The organism is Mangrovicoccus algicola (assembly GCF_014903745.1).
Lineage (GTDB): Bacteria > Pseudomonadota > Alphaproteobacteria > Rhodobacterales > Rhodobacteraceae > Mangrovicoccus > Mangrovicoccus algicola.
This window is the reverse complement of record NZ_JACVXA010000003.1, coordinates 110,507-127,342: the sequence shown is the minus strand read 5'-3', so window position 1 is coordinate 127,342 and position 16,836 is coordinate 110,507. Positions and strand designations below refer to the sequence as shown.

Genomic DNA, 16,836 nt, shown 5'->3' with positions numbered 1-16,836 from the left:
CATGGCGCGGGGAGGGAGCCCCCTCCCCGCGACCCCTCCCCGGGCCGGTTGCGGCGCGGGGAGCCATCCCTCGCCGGGCGGCGCCGGTGGTGCCGCCTCCCATTTCCGAAAGGTCCGCGACCGGCCCGGACAGCAGCATGCCCGATCTGAACCACCCCTTCTTCCGCCCGCTCTGGCGGCGCGTCCTGATCACCGTCTTCTGCCTGGGCTGGGCCCTGTTCGAGGCGGTGGCGGGCGGTCCGTTCTGGGCGGTGCTGACCGGGGGGCTGGGCCTGTGGTGCGCCTGGGGCTTCTTCGTGACCTTCGACCCGAGAGACGACCCATGAGCGACCTTCTCTGCAAGCCCTTCGGCACCCATGGCAAGGTGCACCAGATCACGCCCGAAAGCGCCCGCTGGCGCTATGTCGGCTTCTCCCTCTACCGGCTGCGCCCGGGGGAGACCGTGGCCGAGGCGACAGGCGACCGGGAGGTGATCCTGGTGATGGTCGAGGGCAAGGCCGCCTTCACCGGCGCGGGGCAGGACTGGGGCGTGCTGGGCGAGCGGATGGACGTCTTCGAGAAGACGCCGCCGCATTGCCTCTATGTCCCGAACGATCAGGAGTGGCGGGCCACGGCCGAGACGGACTGCACGATCGCGGTCTGCACCGCCCCGGGCCGCGGCGGCCATCCGGCGCGGCGCATCGGCCCGGACGGCATCAGCCTGACCACCCGCGGCAAGGGCACCAATACCCGCCACATCAACAACATCGCGATGGAGGCCGAGGATTACTGCGACAGCCTGCTGGTCACCGAGGTCTTCACCCCGGCGGGCCACTGGTCGAGCTATCCCAGCCACCGCCATGACGAGGACGACTTTCCCCGGATCACCTATCTGGAGGAGACCTATTACCACCGCATCAACCCGGGCGACGGGTTCGGCATCCAGCGGGTCTATACCGAGGATGGCACGCTGGACGAGACCATGGCGGTCGCCGATGGCGATGTCGTGCTGGTCCCGCGCGGCCACCATCCCTGCGGCGCGCCCTACGGGTTCGAGATGTACTACCTGAACGTCATGGCGGGCCCGCTGAGGAAATGGCGTTTCGTTGCCCATCCCGCCGTCGTGCCGATCATGGAGCGCGATGCCTGAGTCGCCGCCGCCGCGGGGCTCGGCACGCGCGCCGAGCCCGGGATGCGGGGCAGGCGGAGCGGCGCCGATCCGCCGATGGCGGGCCGGTGACGCGTTTTTGTTCAGAAACAGCGGCTTCGTTTTCGCATATCCGCCAACCCCCACTTCATGTCGTGGCAGGGGGCCGTGGAACGTGCCTATTTTGCGTCATCCCCATGGACCGTGCGCTGCAAATGCGGTAGCGTTCCACCAAAGCGCCGCAACAGACCGGCGCATCAGGCAGCACAAGCACAGGCATTGGATCGGGCGTGACCTCACTCACATCGGACACCGCCGCCGCAGACACGGTCGCGTCGGTAAAGCCATTCCAGATCAGGGGCCGGTTCTTCACGGCCGTGGCGCTCCGGCTTTCCGGCGACGCGGATCAGGATTTCTACCGCGCGCTCGATGCCGAGCTGATGCGGATGCCGCATTTCTTCGATCATGCGCCCTTCGTCGTGGATCTGGGCGAGGTGAGCGCAACGCTCGGCGCCCCGGCGCTGACGCGGCTGATCGAGGGGCTGAAATCGCGCAAGCTGGCGGTGTTCGGGGTGCAGAACGGCACGCCCGAACAGACCGAGGCGGCGCGGGCGATGGGGCTTCTGTCGCTGCCGGGCGGGCGGGATGCGCCGCTGGACCGGGTGGAGACGCAGCGCCGCGAGGCCGCGCGCATGGTGGCCGAGCGCAAGGCGAAGGCCGAGGCCGAGGCCGTCGCGGCCGCCCCGCCGGAACCCGCCGCCCCGCAGAAGGCGGCGGCGGTCATCGTGACCGAGCCGGTGCGCTCGGGCCAGAAGATCTATGCCGAGCATGGCGACCTGGTGGTGGTCTCCTCGGTCTCCAACGGGGCGGAACTGGTGGCGGCCGGGAATATCCATGTCTACGGCACGCTGCGCGGCCGCGCCCTGGCGGGGGTCAATGGCGATACTGCCGCACGCATCTTCTGCCAGAGCCTGGATGCCGACCTGGTGGCGGTGGCCGGGCTCTACCTGACCTATGACGACTATGCGCGGGAGCACCTGAAGAAGCCCGTGCAGGTTTTCCTCGAAGACGACAAGCTGCGCGTGGACGCGCTGAGATAAGCATGAGCGAAAAGGGATCATCCGTGGCCAAGATCATCGTTGTCACCTCCGGCAAGGGCGGTGTGGGTAAGACCACATCCTCGGCCGCCATCGGCGCGGGGCTGGCGCTTCGCGGGTACAAGACCGTCGTGATCGATTTCGATGTCGGGCTGCGCAACCTCGACATGATCATGGGCTGCGAACGCCGCGTGGTCTTCGACTTCATCAACGTGATCCAGGGCGATGCCAAGCTGAAGCAGGCGCTGATCAAGGACAAGCGGCTGGAGAACCTCTTCGTGCTGCCGACCTCCCAGACCCGCGACAAGGACGCCCTGTCGCTGGAAGGTGTCGAAAAGGTCCTCAACGAGCTGAAGGAAGATTTCGACTTCATCGTCTGCGACAGCCCCGCCGGGATCGAGCGCGGCGCGCATCTGGCGATGTATTTCGCCGACGAGGCGATCGTCGTGACCAACCCGGAAGTCTCCTCCGTGCGCGACAGCGACCGGGTGCTGGGGCTGCTGCAGTCCAAGACGCGCCATGCCGAGGAGGGCGAGGAGGTCAAGACGCACCTACTGCTGACCCGCTATGACAAGGAACGCGTCGCCCGCGGCGAGATGCTGAATGTCGAGGATGTGCTGGAGATCCTGGCCATCCCGCTGATCGGTATCATTCCCGAGAGCCAGACGGTGCTGAAGGCGTCGAATGTCGGCATGCCGGTGGTGATGGACGACAAGTCCGCCGCCGGGAAGGCCTATGAGGATGCGGTCGCCCGGCTGGACGGCGAGGATCGCGAAATGCGCCATGACGGCGAGGAGAAGCCGGGGTTCTTCCAGCGGCTCCTGGGCAAGACGGGGTAAGCCATGTTCAATTTTACGCTCAGACCAAGACGGAACAAGTCCGCGGAAACCGCCAAGGAGCGGCTGCAGATCCTCCTGGCTCATGAGCGGGCCGACGGGGAAAGCCCGGATTACCTGCCGATGCTCCAGAAGGAAATCCTGGAGGTGATCCAGCGCCATCTGGCGGTGAACCAGGATCACGTCGAGATCAAGATCGACCGCGAAAGGGACATCTCGGCCCTGGAGATCAATATAGAGATCCCGGGACCGGCGGCGAAGGCCTGACCGGGACCGGCGGCGAAGGCCTGACCGGAGCCGGGGGCGCAGGCCCCCGGCTTGCCCGCCTCCGTCGCGCGGCCGTCTCGCGCAACCCCGTCATGCTGCGGACGCAACCTCGGGGCGGTTGACCTTTCAGCCCTGAATGTTACCTAGCTAACGATTAGCAGGGTAACGAAGGGTCCGCCATGACATCGCCGGTTCAAAGGGAATTCCTCCCCGAGATCTTCGGGATGGTGCGCGCCATCCGCAAGCGGTTCAACGCGCGGGCCGTGGCGATCGGCATGACCTATGCCCGGGCACAGGCGCTGATGGGCGTGGCGGTGCGCGAGGGTCTCACCCAGGCGGAGCTGGCCGAGCGGCTGGATATCCGCACGCCCTCGATGAACCGCACCCTGGACCATCTGGAGGAACAGGGCCTGATCGAGCGCCGCGCCTGCGCCCAGGACAAGCGCATCCGGCAATTGTACCTGACCCCCATGGCGCGGGCCCAGGCCGAGGATGTCGTGGGCTTCACCGAGGATCTGCGCCGCGAGGTCTATCGCGGCATCTCGGAGGATGAGCTGGCCCAGACCCTGTCGGTGATCCGCCGCATCCAGAAGAACCTGGACGGGATGGCGTAGATGGCCGGGACGCCGCAATCCCCGGCCGCGCGGGAGGCGCAGCAGGGCGCCGCGCCGCAGCGCCCCGGCTTCGTGCCCAAGCGGCCTCTGGTCGCCCTGGGCTACATGCTGGCGGCCGTGTTCATCGCGCTGTCGCAATCCCTGGGGCAGGGCTTCCTGACCGCGAATATCCGCCAGCTTGCCGGCGAGCTGGGCGCGACGGTCAGCGATACCAGCTGGCTGATGGTCGCCTTCATCGCGCCGCGCGCCTCGCTTCCGCTGATGCTCATCAAGATCCGGACCCAGTACGGGTTGCGCCGCTTTGCCGAAGTCTCGATCGCGATCTATGTCGCGGTGGCGCTGCTGAGCCTGTGGACGGCGGACCTGCATTCGGCGATGGTGGTCGAGCTGCTTTCGGGGATCTCGGCGGCGCCGCTGTCGACCCTGGCCTTCCTCTACATGCTGGAGCCGTTCCCGCCCGCGAAGAAGCTGCAGATCGGCCTGCCGCTGGCGCTGACCTTCATCTCGCTGGGCACGCCGCTGGCGCGGGCGATCAGCCCGCTGCTGCTTCAGGATGGCAGCTGGTTCAACATCCTGATGCTGAAGCTCGGCATGGCGATGATCTGCCTGTTCCTGGTCTTCCGCCTGCCGCTGGCGGCGACGGAACGGATGAAGGTCATCCGCGGCATGGACCTGCTCAGCTTCGCGCTGATCGCCGGGGCCTTCGGCGGGCTGGTCGCCTGTTTCACCACCGGCTACACCTACTGGTGGACGGCGGCCCCCTGGATGGGGGTGGTTCTGGCCGCCTCGCTGGCGGGGCTGGTCCTGGCGCTGGTGATCGAGCTGCAGCGCGGCGAGCCGCTGCTGGACGTGCGCTGGCTGATGACGCCCGAGATGCTGCATCTCACCGCCGCGCTGCTGGTGTTCCGCATCATCCTGTCGGAACAGGCGGCCGGGGCGCCGGGGCTGTTCCAGACGCTGGGCTATGCGCCCGCGCAGGTCGCGCCGCTGTTCTGGGTGATCTCCGCGGCGACGATCCTGGGTGGTGCGGTCTGCTGCCTGGTGCTGAAGCCCCAGCGCGTGCCGCAGATCCACATGGTCGCCCTGGCGATGATCGCGCTCGGCGCCTGGATGGATGCGCATAGCGCGCCGGACGTGGCGCCCGCGCAGATGATGCTCAGCCAGGCGATGATCGGCTTCGCCGCGGCGCTGTTCCTGCCGCCGGCCATGGCGGGCGGGCTGGTGACGGCGCTGCAGCGGGGGCCGAAATACCTGCTGAGCTTCGTCATCCTGTTCCTGTCCACGCAGATCCTGGGCGGCACGATCGGCTCGGGCCTGTTCCGGACCTTCGTCGCCGCGCGCATCACCGCCCATGGCGAAATGATGGCGGGTCACATGGCGGCAGGCGACCCGCTGGTCGCCCAGCAGATCTCGGCGCTGGCGGCGGGCTATGCCGCGCAGATCGCCGACCCGGTCCAGCGCCAGGCCGAGGCTGTCTCGGCCCTGGCCCAGACCGTCACCCGGCAGGCCACCGTGGCCGCCTATAACGATGTATTCGCCCTGACTGCGGCCCTGGCTCTCGGCGCACTTGCCGTCCTGGTGCTGCATGTCCTGCGCAACCTGCTGCGCGACCGGATGGCCCCTGCGGCCCCGGCCGCCGAATGAGGGAAATCCGATGACGCTTCTGAAACATCACGTGCCGACGCTGCTTGTCGTGCTGATCGGCCTTCTGGGGGTCGGCACCGTGCTATACGCGTGGCAGCTGCCGCCCTTTGCCGGGACCGAGATCCGCACCGAGAATGCCTATGTGCGCGGCTCCGTCACGACGATTTCGCCGCAGATCGCGGGATATGTGACGCAGGTGCCGGTCTCGGATTTCCAGGTGGTGACGGCCGGCGAGGTTCTTGTGCGGCTCGACGACCGCACCGCCGCGCAGGCGCTGGCCCAGGCCGAGGCCGCGCTGGCCGGGGCGCGGGCCGCGCTGAAGGCGAATGCCCAGGACATCAATTCCGCGGAGGCGGTGCTGGAATCGCGCAAGGCGGCGCGGCAGGCGGCGGAGGCGGCGCTGGACACCGCGCAGGCCGCCTGGGCGCGGCAGGACAAGCTGAAGGCCAAGGGCTTCCTGTCGCAATCGGATGCCGATGACGGCCAGCTGTCGCTGCAGCAGGCGCAGGCGGCGCTGACCGAGGCGGAAAGCAATGTCGACGTGGCGCGCGAGGACGTCGCCTCGGCCCGGGTCCAGACCGACACGCTGCAATCGCAGATCGCCTCGGCCGAGGCCGCGGTCGAGCTGGCGCGGATCGACCTGGAGCATACCGTGATCCACGCGCCCCGCGACGGTCAGCTGGGCCAGATCGGCGTCAAGCCGGGGCAGTATGTGACGGCCGGGGCCGCGCTGATGTCGCATGTGGCGCCGCAGGTCTGGGTGATCGCGAATGTCAAGGAACGCGAACTGGCCGACATGGCGCAGGGCCAGGCCGTGCGGTTCACGGTCGACGCGCTGCGCGATCGCAGCTTCACCGGGCGGGTGTCGATGCTGTCCCCGGCGACGGCATCGGAATACAGCGTCCTGGGCAGCTCCGCGGCGACCGGCAACTTCACCAAGATCGCGCAGCGCCTGCCGGTGCGCATCGAGATCGATCCCGGGCAGGAGGGCGCGGAAAGTCTCGCCCCGGGCATGTCGGTGGTCCTGCACGCGCCCCGCCAGGGGGGCTGAGCGGAGGGGCGCGGCGCCTCAGTTGCGCCGCGACATCCCCTGGATTTCGCCGGTGGTCAGGACCGGCGAGGCATCCATGTCGGTGGCGTCGAGCATGTCGGCCACCCGTTCCAGCGAGGCCAGCAGCTGCGCCTGTTCCCAGTCGCGCAACTGCTCGAAGGCGCGGACATAGCGCTGCTGAAGCGCGTCGGGCGCCTCGGCCACCGCGGCCTTCCCGCGGTCCGAGATGACGATATTGGTCTGGCGGCGATCGGTTTCCGACCGCTCGCGACCGACCATGCCGCGCGCCACCAGCCGGTCGACCAGGGCAGTGACCGTCGCCTGCGCCACGCCCATCTGGGTGGCCAGCGCCTTGGGCGTCGCGGACCCGCCCCGGCCGGTGACGATCTGCAGGACCCGCAGCTGCGCCGGCGTCAATCCTGCCGCATGGGCGAGATCGCGCGAATACAGCTCCGTCGCGCGGAGGATGCGCCTCAGCGCGATCAGGCTGGCATCGGTGCGGTTCAGTTCGCTGTCATGCATGGCGGGATCTCTGCCATAAAGCGGGGAATGGTTCAATTGCCTAAGTATCATGTGAAACTCCTTAGCCTGGCTGCGCGATTTCCGGAAGGGGGGCGGTGCTGCAACCCCCCGTTTTTTCGCGGATAATCAGATTATCGGCGAAAAAATGACTTTTTTCACGCCGTTCTTGAAACTTTCACGTAACTCGCGTAGTTAGTCCGTCAAACGAAACTGCTAGGGAGAGACACATGCCCAAGGACATTGTCAGCGACACACGCCAGATGGCCCGATCGCGCATGGTCGCGCTGCGAAAGCCCGAAAGCACCGATGGTGCCGCCATCTGGGACCTCATCCGCGAGTGCAAGCCGCTGGACGAGAACTCGATGTATTGTAACCTGATCCAGGCCGATCATTTCCGCGACACCTGCGTGGTGGCCGAGGAGGACGGGGAAATCCTGGGTTGGATTTCAGGACATCTCATCCCGGCGCAGGACGCCTTCTTCGTCTGGCAGGTCGCGGTCAGCCCGCGCGCGCGCGGGCTTGGCTTGGGCAAGCAGATGCTGCGCCACCTTCTGGAGCGCGAAGAGCTTGCCGAGGCAGAGGTTCTGAAGACCACGATCACCGAGGACAACGATGCCTCCTGGGGCCTGTTCCGCAGCTTCGCGCGCGAGATCGGCGGCACGCTCGACGACGAGCCCCATTTCCACAGGGACGACCACTTCGGCGGCGCGCACGACACCGAGCACATGGTGACGATCACGCTGAAGGACGGGGAAGAAGAGGCGGCGCTGAACGCAGCTGCCTGAGCCCCCCGCTCGTCCCAGCCTCCCCAAGAATTTGCTCCCGAAAGGAGATCCCTCATGCCCAAGGACATGGCACAGCCCATTTCCATCTTCAAACGCCGCGAGAGCGAGGCCCGCTCCTACTGCCGCGGCTTCTCCAAGCTGTTCACCCAGGCCCGCGGCAGCGAGCTGTTCGACGTGGACGGCAACCGCTATATCGACTTCCTGGCGGGCTGTTCGTCGCTGAATTACGGGCATAACGACCCGGACATGAAGGCCGCGCTGATCGAGCATATCGCGGGCGACGGCATCGCCCACGGGCTGGACCTGCACACCGATGCCAAGGGCGGGTTCCTGTCGGCCTTCGAGGAGCATATCCTCGCCCCGCGCGGCATGGACCACAAGGTGATGTTCACCGGCCCGACCGGCGCCAATGCCGTCGAGGCGGCGATGAAGCTGGCCCGCAAGGTCACGGGCCGCACCAACATCATCGCCTTCACCAACGGCTTCCACGGCGTGACCATGGGTGCGCTGGCGGCGACCGGCAACGGCTATCACCGCGGCGGCGCGGGCATCGACAAGCACGGCGTCACCCGCATGCCCTATGACGGCTATGCCGAGGGCGTCGATTCCGCCGCGCTGCTGGAACAGATGCTGGCCGATCCCTCCGGCGGCATCGACGCCCCGGCCGCCATCATGATGGAGACGGTGCAGGGCGAGGGCGGGCTCAACGCCGCCTCGCGCGAATTCGTCGAGCGCGTGGCCAGGATCGCCCGCGACAACGGCGCCCTGTTCATCGTCGATGACATCCAGGCGGGCTGCGGCCGTACCGGCACCTTCTTCTCCTTCGAGGAGATGGACGTGCAGCCCGATATCGTGACCATGGCGAAATCGGCCTCGGGCTTCGGCCTGCCCTTCGCGATGGTGCTGATCCGGCCCGAGCATGACATCTTCGGCCCGGCCGAGCATAACGGCACCTTCCGCGGCAACACCCATGCCTTCGTCACCGCCCGCGTGGCGATCGAGAAGTTCTGGCGCGACGGCGCGTTCCAGCGCGAGCTGGCGGACAAGGCGGTGCTGATGACCACCGCGCTGTCGGAAATCGCCGAGATGATCCCGGGCGCCTACCTGAAGGGCCGCGGCCTGATGCAGGGCGTCGATGTCGGTTCGGGCGAGCTGGCCTCGAAGATCTGCGCCCGCGCCTTCGAGCTGGGCCTGGTGATCGAGACCTCGGGTCCGAATGACGAGGTGGTCAAGGTGCTGGCGCCGCTGACCACGCCCAACGAACTTTTCCGCGAAGGCTACGCGATCCTCGCAGATGCCGTTCGCGATACCATGAAATCGGCCAAGCTGGCCGCGGAGTAACTGACATGATCGTGCGTGATTTCAACGACCTGAGGAAGACCGACCGCGCCGTTTCGGACGCGCAATGGACGTCGACCCGGATGCTCCTGGCCGATGACGGCATGGGCTTCTCCTTCCACATCACCGAACTGGATGCGGGGTCGGAGCATACGTTCGAGTACAAGCACCACTTCGAGAGCGTCTACTGCATGGCGGGCAAGGGGTCGATCACCGATCTCGGCACGGGCGAGACCCACCAGATCACCCCCGGCGTCATGTATGCGCTGAACCTTCACGACCGCCATATCCTGCGGGCAGAAGAAAAGCTGGTCATGGCCTGCTGCTTCAACCCGCCGGTGACGGGCACGGAGGTCCATCGCGAGGATGGATCCTATGCCCCGGCGGAGGAACTTGCGGACTGAGCATGACCCATACTGTCGAGAAAATCGGCGGGACGTCCATGTCCCGCGTGAACGAGCTTCGCGATACGCTTTTCATCGGCGGTCGCGAGGGCGACGCCCTCTATGGCCGCATCTTCGTGGTCTCGGCCTTCGGGGGTATCACCAACCTGCTGCTGGAGCACAAGAAATCCGGCGAACCGGGCGTCTATGCGCAATTCGCCAACCAGGATACGGGCCATGGCTGGCATGACGGGCTGACCCGTGTCGCCGGTGCCATGCGCGAGGCGCATGCGCAGGTGCTGGAGCATCCCGGCGATATCGAGCAGGCCGATGCCTTCGTTTCCGAGCGGATCGAGAGCGCGCGCAACTGCCTGATCGACCTTCAGCGTCTGTGCACATATGCGCATTTCTCGCTGGCTGAACACATGATGCAGACCCGCGAGCTGCTGTCGGGGATCGGCGAGTCGCATTCGGCCTTCGCCACCACGCTGCTGCTGCGCCGCGCGGGCATCAATGCCCGTTTTGTCGACCTCTCCGGGTGGCGCGACCCGGGCGGGCTGAGCCTCGACGACCGCATCACCGGCGCGCTGGAGGGAATCGACCCGGCGGCGGAGATGCCGATCGTGACCGGCTATGCGCAATGCGCCGAGGGGCTGATGCGCGAATTCGACCGCGGCTATTCCGAGGTGACCTTCTCGCGGCTGGCGGCCCTGACGGGCGCGCGCGAGGCGATCATCCACAAGGAATTCCACCTCAGCTCCGCCGATCCGAACCTGGTCGGGCAGGAGGCCGTGCGCAAGCTCGGGCGGACGAATTACGACGTGGCCGACCAGCTGTCGAATATGGGGATGGAGGCGATCCACCCGAAAGCCGCCAAGACCCTGCGCCAGGCGGGGGTGCCGCTGCGCGTCACCAATGCCTTCGAGCCCGAGGATCCCGGCACGCTGATCGACGACCAGCCCGCCGAGGAATCCGCGGTGGAGATCGTCACCGGCCTGGACATCCTGTCGCTGGAAGTGTTCGAGCAGGACATGGTGGGGGTGAAGGGCTATGACGCCGCGATCCTCGACGTGCTGACCCGCCACCAGGTGCGGATCATCTCCAAGGTGACCAATGCCAACACCATCACCCATTTCGTCGATGCGCCGATGAAGGTGATGAAGCGGGTCGAGAACGACCTGGCCAAGCTCTATCCCAATGCCGGGGTTTCGGTGCGGCCGCTGGCCCTGGCCTCGGTGATCGGGCGCGACCTCAACGGCCTGTCCGTGCTGACCCGCGGGCTGCAGGCGATTGCCGCCGCCGGGCTGGAGGCGCTCGGCGCCGCGCAGGGACCGCGCAACGTGGATGTCCAGTTCATCCTGGAACGCGAGGACCTGGCAGGCGTCATCAAGGCGCTGCACCGCGAATATGTCGAGGCCGGCGAGGATCGCGACAAGGCATTGCGCGCCGCCGCCTGACCCGGGCCGCCGCGAGAAACGAAGAAGGCCCCCCGGACCGGCGTCCGGGGGGCCTTGCCATGCCGGGGCCGCCGGATCAGGTCCGGCGGGAGACGGCGCTCAGCCTTGCGCGCGGGCCTGGGACTGCACCCATTTCCAGCTTTCCGAGACGCCGTCCTGAAGAGAGACCCGGGGCGCCCAGCCGAATGCGGCCTTGGCGCGCTCGATGTCCAGAACGATCCGCGGCACGTCATAGGAGCGGGCATTGCGATAGGAGGGCTGGAAATCCTTGCCGGTCGCGGCGCGCACGGCCTGGACGATGTCATTGACCGAATTGCCTTCGCCGGCACCGGCATTGAACACGCCGCTTTGATCGGAATGAAGCGCGGCGACGCAGATATCGGCCATGTCGCGGACATAGATGAAGTCGCGCACCACCGTGCCGTCGCCCCAGACCTCCAGGTTCTCGCCGCGGGCGAGTTTCCACAGATAGGTGCCGATGATGCCCTGGATGCCGGTATGACCCTGGCGCGGACCATAGGGATTGGAGGCGCGCAGCACGACGGCGCTGAGGTCGCCCAGCTGCTCCTCCATGTAGATGTATTTCTCGATCGCCGACTTGACGATGCCGTAGGAGCTGATCGGATTCTGCGGGTGATCCTCGGTGACCGGGTTATGCTGCGGCACGCCGTAGACGGTGCCCCCGGAGGAGAGATAGACCAGCTTCTTGATGTTCATCTGCCGCAGCAGCTTCAGCAGGCGGACGGTGGAGATCAGGTTGCCGGTAATATCCGCAACCGGGTCGACATTGGAGGTGGAGGGAACCGTCGTGCTGGCGCAGTGCATGACCGCATCGACGCTTTCCAGCGCCTCGAGAAGCTGGAACGGATCCGAGAAATCGCCGAAGTTGTATTCCACCTCCGGCAGCGGCTCCCTGAATGTCTCGGGACGCCGGTCCAGCACGCGGACCGATACGCCGGCTGCCAGCAGCGCGTCCACGATATGGGAACCGATGAATCCGCATCCCCCGATAACTAGAACTTTCTTCGTCATTATTGCTCTTCCACGACCTCAGCGGGAGCCGGGCCCCCGCAAATGGTTAATGCACCTGCCTGCCCGGAATGGCGTCTCCGAATCCGGCCATGCACGGGAACCGTAACATAGGGGAATCGGTCCTGCCTGTGGTGAAAGCGTCGCGCCGCGCGGGTTTCCGCCCATGGCGCCGGGGGCAACCCGGCAGGGCACCAGAGACGCCGGGAGAGGAAAAACCGCCATGCCGGGAAACCGGCGCGGCCCGCGATGCGTTGACAGGCGACTTCAACCTGCGGGGCTTCCATGACCGACCAGCCGATTGCCTTCGACGATCCTGCCGCTCCGGCGGCGATGGAGGGCGTGACGGATGCGCCGCGCGCCATAGCGGTGGTGACCAACCGCAAATCCGGCACCAATGCCCGGGATCGCGATGCGGTGGACCGCGCCATGGCCGAATTCGGGCGCGATCGCGCGCGGCTTTATACCTGGGCGCCGAAACACCAGAAGATCGAAGAGGTGGTGGACCGCGCCCTGGAGGACGGGGCGGATACGGTGGTTGCCGCCGGCGGGGACGGCACGGCGATGGCCGTAGCAGGCGCGCTGCTGGGCAAGTCCGCGGCCTTTGCCGTTCTGCCGCTGGGCACGTTCAATTACTTCGCCCGCGGTCTGGGCCTGCCCGAGGACCCGGCGGAGGCGGCACGGGCCGTGCTCGACGCGCCGGCCCATCCGATCCGGGTGGGGCAGGTCAACGGGACGGTCTTCCTCAACAACGCCTCGCTGGGGATCTACCCGGCCGTGCTGAAACAGCGCGAGAGCGTCTATGCCCGCTACGGGCGGCGCAGGATCATGGCCCATTGGTCGGCGGCGCAGACCTTCATGAAATTCCAGCGGCCCATGCATCTGCAGATCGAGGCCGACGGTCGCGAGATCGAGGCCCGCACGCCCCTGCTCTTCGTGTCGCGCTCGGCCTTCCAGCTGGAAAAGTTCGGCCTTTCGGGGGCAGAGGCCATCTCGGAGGACGGGTTCGCGGTGCTGATCGCCCGCGGCGAGACGCGGGCCGATCTGTTCCGCACCGCGCTGAGGCTGTGCACGCGCAGCGCGGTGGAGGGGCGCGACTATGACTTTCTCGCGGCGCGGCACCTTCGGGTGCGGTCGTCGAAAAGCCGGTCGCTGCTGGCCTATGACGGCGAAAAGAGGCTGTCGCCATCGCCCTTCGAATTCCGCATGTCCCGGGCGCCGCTGACCATCCGCCTGCCGCAGGGGGCAAGCGGATGAGGCGCATCGTCCATATCTCGGATCTGCATTACGGCCGCGTCGATGCGGCGCTGGAACAGCCGCTGGCCGATGCCGTGCGCGGGCTGGAGCCGGACCTGCTGGTGGTGTCGGGCGATCTGACCCAGAGGGCGCGGCACGGGCAGTTCCGCGCGGCGCGGGCCTTCCTGGACGAATTGCCGGGGCCGCAGCTTTGCGTGCCGGGCAATCACGACACGCCGCTGGACAATCTCTGGGTGCGCTTCCTGCGGCCCTTCGGCCGCTATCGCCATCATATCTGCGCCGATCTCGAACCCGTCCATGCCGACGAGGAAATGGTCGTGGCCGGGGTCAACACGGTCAACCGCTTCTCCTGGCAGAGGGGGCGGATCGGGCGGGGCCGGCTGGCGCGGCTGTCGGCGCGGATGGAGGAGGCGGGCGACCGGCTGCGCGTCGCCGTGCTGCATCACCCGCTGGAACATGGGCCCGAGACGCCCAAGCGGCTGATGCGCGGGGCCCGCGAGACGCTGGAGCAGCTGTCGGGCTGCGGCGCCGACCTGGTCCTGTCGGGGCATCTTCACATGGCCTCGGCCGAGCCGTTCCGCGCGGTGCCGGGACTTCTGTTCGTCCAGGCGGGCACGGTCCTGTCGACCCGGCTGCGCCATGACGAACCCAACACCTTCAACCAGATCGACCACGAGGCCGGGCGGCTGCGCATCGTCACCTGGGCGGCGGGGCCCCGGGGCTTCGCGCCGGTCGCCGAAAGCATCTGGCAGCGCGGCAATGGCGGCTGGCACCGCGAGGCGGCGGCAGCGGAATGAAAAGGGCGCCATCCGCGGGGGATGGCGCCAGGGGGTCCGCGGGGGGCGGGGGGAGGAGGCCCCGCCCGCGGGGAGGGACCGGATCAGCCCAGCGTCGGCATGGTGAATTCCGCATCCGTGCGCAGCCCGGTCGGCCAGCGCTGGGTCGTGGTCTTGATGCGGGTGTAGAACCGGATGCCTTCCATGCCGTGCATCGCGTGATCGCCGAAGATCGACGCCTTCCAGCCGCCGAAGCTGTGGAAGGCCATCGGCACCGGGATCGGCACGTTGACGCCCACCATGCCCACCTCGATGTCCTGGGCGAAGTTGCGCGCGGTGTCGCCGTCACGGGTGAAGATCGCGGTGCCGTTGGCGAATTCGCACTCCCCGATCAGGTCCACCGCCTCCTGGTAGGAGTTGCGGCGCACCACCGACAGGACCGGTCCGAAGATCTCTTCCTTCCAGACCTTCATGTCGGTCGTGACATCGTCGATCAGCGAGCCGCCCACGTAGAATCCGTTCTCGTAGCCCTGCTTCTGCTGCTTGAAATCGCGCCCGTCGACGACGATCTTCGCGCCTTCGGCCTCGGCGCTGTCGACATAGCCCTTGATCCGCTCCATCGCCGCCTGGGTGACGATCGGGCCCATCTCCGACTCGGCGTCTGCGGCCGGACCGATCTTCAGCGCCTCGATCTTCGGCACCAGCTTGGCGATCAGCGCATCCGCCACCGCATCCGTGACCGGCACCGCGACCGAAATGGCCATGCAGCGTTCGCCCGCCGAGCCGTAGGCCGCCCCCATCAGCGCGTTGACCGCCATGTCCAGGTCGGCATCGGGCATGATCACCGCGTGGTTCTTGGCCCCGCCAAGCGCCTGCACGCGCTTGCCCGCCGCCGTGCCGGTGGCGTGGATGTACCGGGCGATCGGCGTCGAGCCGACGAAGGAGATCGCCTTGACATCGGGATGCTCCAGCAGCGTGTCCACGGCCAGCTTGTCGCCCTGGACCACGTTGAACACGCCGTCGGGCAGTCCGGCCTCGGTCAGCCATTCGGCGATCAGGAGCGAGGCGGAGGGGTCCCGCTCCGAGGGTTTCAGGATGAAGGTGTTGCCGCAGGCCAGCGCGACCGGGAACATCCACATCGGCACCATGGCGGGGAAGTTGAACGGCGTGATCCCCGCCACGACCCCCAGCGACTGGCGGATGTTGTAGCTATCGACGCCCGATCCGACGTTTTCGGAGAAATCGCCCTTCAGGTGGGTCGGCGCGCCGATGGCGAATTCGACGACTTCCAGCCCGCGGGTCACTTCGCCCAGGGCATCGTCATGGGTCTTGCCATGCTCGGCGGAAATGGCGCGGGCCAGGTCGTCGGCGCGGTCCCACAGGATGGTCTTGAACCGGTCCAGCACCCGCGCACGGCGCAGGGCGGGGGTTTTCGACCAGGCAGGCCAGGCGGCCTTGGCGGAGGCCACGGCGGCGTTGACCTCCTCGGCGGAGGCCAGCGCGACGGTGTTTTCCGCCTCGCCGGTCGCGGGGTTGAAGACGGGCTGGCTGCGGCCCGAGGCCGAGGCGATGCGCGCGCCGTCGATGTAATGGGCAATCTCGGTCATGGATGCTCTCCCTGGTCTGCCCTTGTGGCAAGGTTGCGCCAAGGTTTAGCTTTGCAATTCCGCATGGGGAACGGCAAAGATCTGAAAGTAATTATGCAGATATGCATAACGGAGGGGTGATGGACTGGGAAGATGCCCGGATGTTCCTGGCCGTGGCGCGCGAGGGCCAGCTGCTCGGCGCGGCGCGCAGGCTGGGGGTGAACCAGGCGACGCTGTCGCGGCGGCTGACGCAGCTGGAGCGCGCGCTGCAGGTCACGCTGGTGCTGCGCGGGCCGCAGGGCTGCGCGCTGACCGGCGAGGGCCAGGCGCTGATGGCGCGGATCGAGCGGGCCGAGGCGGCGATGCAGGAGGCGGAGGCGCTGTTCCGCGGCCAGGCGGCGCGGCTGTCGGGCACGGTGCGCATCGGCGCGCCGGACGGGTTCGGGCTGCAATTCCTGGCGCCACGGCTGGGGGCGCTGGCGCGGCGTCACCCGGAATTGCGGCTGGAGCTGGTGCCGGTGCCGCGCGCCTTCTCGCTGTCCCAGCGCGAGGCCGATGTGGCGATCCTGGTGGGCCGGCCAGAGCGCGGCCGCGCGGTGGCCTCGCGGCTGACCGATTACACGCTGGGCCTCTATGCCTCGCATCGCTACCTGGCGGCGGCAGGGATGCCCGCGCGGCCCGAGGATCTGCGCCGCCACCGGCTGGTCGGCAATGTCGAGGACCTGGTTTCGGCGCCGGGGCTCGATTACGTGACCGAGTTCTTCGGCGAGACCCGGCCCGGCGTGGCGATCTCCACCGCCTTCGGACAGCTCGGCGCGGTGCGCGGCGGGGCCGGGATCGGGGTGCTGCATGATTTCATCGCCGCGGGCGATCCGGGGCTGGTGCCGGTGCTGCCGCAGATGCGCGCCACCCGCGCCTACTGGCTGGCCTATCATGAAAGCCAGCGCGCCATTCACCGGGTGCAGGCGGTGGCGGAATTCATCCGCGCCGAGGTCTCGGCCGCCGGAGGCTGGCAGCGCGCGGACTGACGGATGCGGCGGGGGAGGGAGGGGGAGGGGGGATCTGCCC

At 67.7% G+C, this 16,836-nt stretch carries 18 protein-coding genes; 15 read left to right on the top strand and 3 right to left on the bottom strand.

Going from position 1 to position 16,836, the window contains the following annotated elements:
• The first annotated feature begins 137 nt into the window (after window positions 1-137).
• From ICN82_RS01375 to ICN82_RS01340, 8 genes are all read left to right on the top strand, one after another.
• Window positions 138-326, top strand: coding sequence for a hypothetical protein (locus ICN82_RS01375; protein WP_193179032.1), 189 nt, complete (start codon window positions 138-140; stop codon window positions 324-326).
• On the top strand, window positions 323-1,129 hold the full coding sequence (iolB, locus tag ICN82_RS01370; RefSeq protein WP_193179031.1) for a 5-deoxy-glucuronate isomerase: 807 nt from the start codon (window positions 323-325) through the stop codon (window positions 1,127-1,129). Before ICN82_RS01375 ends, iolB begins: the two co-directional genes overlap by 4 nt.
• A 287-nt stretch (window positions 1,130-1,416) precedes the next feature.
• On the top strand, window positions 1,417-2,226 hold the full coding sequence (minC, locus tag ICN82_RS01365) for a septum site-determining protein MinC (protein WP_193179030.1): 810 nt from the start codon (window positions 1,417-1,419) through the stop codon (window positions 2,224-2,226).
• A 2-nt stretch (window positions 2,227-2,228) separates the two neighbouring features.
• The gene (gene minD / locus ICN82_RS01360) at window positions 2,229-3,062 is read left to right on the top strand and encodes a septum site-determining protein MinD (protein ID WP_226898198.1); all 834 of its coding nucleotides are present in this window, start codon (window positions 2,229-2,231) and stop codon (window positions 3,060-3,062) included.
• A 3-nt stretch (window positions 3,063-3,065) separates the two neighbouring features.
• On the top strand, window positions 3,066-3,326 hold the full coding sequence (gene minE, locus ICN82_RS01355) for a cell division topological specificity factor MinE (RefSeq protein WP_193179029.1): 261 nt from the start codon (window positions 3,066-3,068) through the stop codon (window positions 3,324-3,326).
• 179 nt (window positions 3,327-3,505) lie between these two features.
• Complete coding sequence (locus tag ICN82_RS01350) at window positions 3,506-3,940, top strand: MarR family winged helix-turn-helix transcriptional regulator (protein ID WP_193179028.1); 435 nt, start codon at window positions 3,506-3,508, stop codon at window positions 3,938-3,940.
• Window positions 3,941-5,584, top strand: coding sequence for an MFS transporter (locus ICN82_RS01345; protein ID WP_193179027.1), 1,644 nt, complete (start codon window positions 3,941-3,943; stop codon window positions 5,582-5,584).
• 10 nt (window positions 5,585-5,594) lie between these two features.
• Window positions 5,595-6,635: an HlyD family secretion protein gene (locus ICN82_RS01340; RefSeq protein ID WP_193179026.1), complete on the top strand. Its 1,041-nt coding sequence runs from the start codon at window positions 5,595-5,597 to the stop codon at window positions 6,633-6,635.
• A gap of 18 nt (window positions 6,636-6,653) precedes the next feature.
• Here ICN82_RS01340 and ICN82_RS01335 read toward each other — a convergent pair whose 3' ends face one another.
• Window positions 6,654-7,157 carry a MarR family winged helix-turn-helix transcriptional regulator gene (locus ICN82_RS01335; protein ID WP_193179025.1) on the bottom strand — a complete coding sequence of 168 codons (504 nt, stop codon included), beginning with the start codon at window positions 7,155-7,157 and terminating at the stop codon, window positions 6,654-6,656.
• A gap of 227 nt (window positions 7,158-7,384) precedes the next feature.
• On the opposite strand from ICN82_RS01335, the gene ectA reads away from it, so the two are divergent.
• Genes ectA through ICN82_RS01315 form a run of 4 tightly spaced genes read left to right on the top strand, consistent with a single transcriptional unit; the run spans window position 7,385 to window position 11,120 of the window.
• Entirely contained in the window at window positions 7,385-7,942 is a 558-nt protein-coding gene (gene ectA / locus ICN82_RS01330; protein WP_193179024.1) for a diaminobutyrate acetyltransferase, read from the top strand.
• 54 nt (window positions 7,943-7,996) lie between these two features.
• Entirely contained in the window at window positions 7,997-9,283 is a 1,287-nt protein-coding gene (ectB, locus tag ICN82_RS01325) for a diaminobutyrate--2-oxoglutarate transaminase (protein WP_193179023.1), read from the top strand.
• 5 nt (window positions 9,284-9,288) lie between these two features.
• On the top strand, window positions 9,289-9,684 hold the full coding sequence (locus tag ICN82_RS01320) for an ectoine synthase (RefSeq protein ID WP_193179022.1): 396 nt from the start codon (window positions 9,289-9,291) through the stop codon (window positions 9,682-9,684).
• Window positions 9,685-9,686: 2 nt separating this feature from the next.
• Window positions 9,687-11,120 (top strand): aspartate kinase, encoded by a 1,434-nt coding sequence (locus tag ICN82_RS01315; protein ID WP_193179021.1) that lies wholly within the window; start codon window positions 9,687-9,689, stop codon window positions 11,118-11,120.
• Window positions 11,121-11,219: 99 nt separating this feature from the next.
• On the opposite strand, the gene ICN82_RS01310 is transcribed toward ICN82_RS01315, so the two are convergent.
• Window positions 11,220-12,152: an NAD-dependent epimerase/dehydratase family protein gene (locus ICN82_RS01310; protein ID WP_193179020.1), complete on the bottom strand. Its 933-nt coding sequence runs from the start codon at window positions 12,150-12,152 to the stop codon at window positions 11,220-11,222.
• A gap of 282 nt (window positions 12,153-12,434) precedes the next feature.
• On the opposite strand from ICN82_RS01310, the gene ICN82_RS01305 reads away from it, so the two are divergent.
• Together ICN82_RS01305 and ICN82_RS01300 are read left to right on the top strand one after the other, a co-directional pair.
• Window positions 12,435-13,406 (top strand): diacylglycerol/lipid kinase family protein, encoded by a 972-nt coding sequence (locus ICN82_RS01305; RefSeq protein WP_226898197.1) that lies wholly within the window; start codon window positions 12,435-12,437, stop codon window positions 13,404-13,406.
• The gene (locus ICN82_RS01300) at window positions 13,403-14,203 is read left to right on the top strand and encodes a metallophosphoesterase family protein (RefSeq protein WP_193179019.1); all 801 of its coding nucleotides are present in this window, start codon (window positions 13,403-13,405) and stop codon (window positions 14,201-14,203) included. The genes ICN82_RS01305 and ICN82_RS01300 overlap by 4 nt, the downstream gene beginning before the upstream one ends.
• A gap of 83 nt (window positions 14,204-14,286) precedes the next feature.
• On the opposite strand, the gene ICN82_RS01295 is transcribed toward ICN82_RS01300, so the two are convergent.
• Window positions 14,287-15,789 (bottom strand): CoA-acylating methylmalonate-semialdehyde dehydrogenase, encoded by a 1,503-nt coding sequence (locus tag ICN82_RS01295; RefSeq protein WP_193179018.1) that lies wholly within the window; start codon window positions 15,787-15,789, stop codon window positions 14,287-14,289.
• Between the two features lie 119 nt (window positions 15,790-15,908).
• Here ICN82_RS01295 and ICN82_RS01290 point away from each other — a divergent pair, with 119 nt between their 5' ends.
• A complete protein-coding gene (locus ICN82_RS01290) occupies window positions 15,909-16,796 on the top strand; it encodes a LysR family transcriptional regulator (RefSeq protein ID WP_193179017.1) in 888 nt (295 codons plus the stop codon).
• Window positions 16,797-16,836 lie beyond the last annotated feature (40 nt).

What these genes read in the sequence shown, in the direction of transcription:
- ICN82_RS01315 (WP_193179021.1), top strand. Translation starts at nt 9,687, where the DNA reads ATGACCCATACTGTCGAGAAAATCGGCGGGACGTCCATGTCCCGCGTG.
- ectB (WP_193179023.1), top strand. Translation starts at nt 7,997, where the DNA reads ATGCCCAAGGACATGGCACAGCCCATTTCCATCTTCAAACGCCGCGAG.
- ICN82_RS01350 (WP_193179028.1), top strand. Translation starts at nt 3,506, where the DNA reads ATGACATCGCCGGTTCAAAGGGAATTCCTCCCCGAGATCTTCGGGATG.
- ICN82_RS01310 (WP_193179020.1), bottom strand. Translation starts at nt 12,152, where the DNA reads ATGACGAAGAAAGTTCTAGTTATCGGGGGATGCGGATTCATCGGTTCC.
- ICN82_RS01305 (WP_226898197.1), top strand. Translation starts at nt 12,435, where the DNA reads ATGACCGACCAGCCGATTGCCTTCGACGATCCTGCCGCTCCGGCGGCG.
- iolB (WP_193179031.1), top strand. Translation starts at nt 323, where the DNA reads ATGAGCGACCTTCTCTGCAAGCCCTTCGGCACCCATGGCAAGGTGCAC.
- ICN82_RS01345 (WP_193179027.1), top strand. Translation starts at nt 3,941, where the DNA reads ATGGCCGGGACGCCGCAATCCCCGGCCGCGCGGGAGGCGCAGCAGGGC.
- ICN82_RS01375 (WP_193179032.1), top strand. Translation starts at nt 138, where the DNA reads ATGCCCGATCTGAACCACCCCTTCTTCCGCCCGCTCTGGCGGCGCGTC.
- ICN82_RS01300 (WP_193179019.1), top strand. Translation starts at nt 13,403, where the DNA reads ATGAGGCGCATCGTCCATATCTCGGATCTGCATTACGGCCGCGTCGAT.
- ICN82_RS01320 (WP_193179022.1), top strand. Translation starts at nt 9,289, where the DNA reads ATGATCGTGCGTGATTTCAACGACCTGAGGAAGACCGACCGCGCCGTT.
- ICN82_RS01340 (WP_193179026.1), top strand. Translation starts at nt 5,595, where the DNA reads ATGACGCTTCTGAAACATCACGTGCCGACGCTGCTTGTCGTGCTGATC.
- ICN82_RS01295 (WP_193179018.1), bottom strand. Translation starts at nt 15,789, where the DNA reads ATGACCGAGATTGCCCATTACATCGACGGCGCGCGCATCGCCTCGGCC.
- minD (WP_226898198.1), top strand. Translation starts at nt 2,229, where the DNA reads ATGAGCGAAAAGGGATCATCCGTGGCCAAGATCATCGTTGTCACCTCC.
- ICN82_RS01335 (WP_193179025.1), bottom strand. Translation starts at nt 7,157, where the DNA reads ATGCATGACAGCGAACTGAACCGCACCGATGCCAGCCTGATCGCGCTG.
- ectA (WP_193179024.1), top strand. Translation starts at nt 7,385, where the DNA reads ATGCCCAAGGACATTGTCAGCGACACACGCCAGATGGCCCGATCGCGC.
- minE (WP_193179029.1), top strand. Translation starts at nt 3,066, where the DNA reads ATGTTCAATTTTACGCTCAGACCAAGACGGAACAAGTCCGCGGAAACC.
- ICN82_RS01290 (WP_193179017.1), top strand. Translation starts at nt 15,909, where the DNA reads ATGGACTGGGAAGATGCCCGGATGTTCCTGGCCGTGGCGCGCGAGGGC.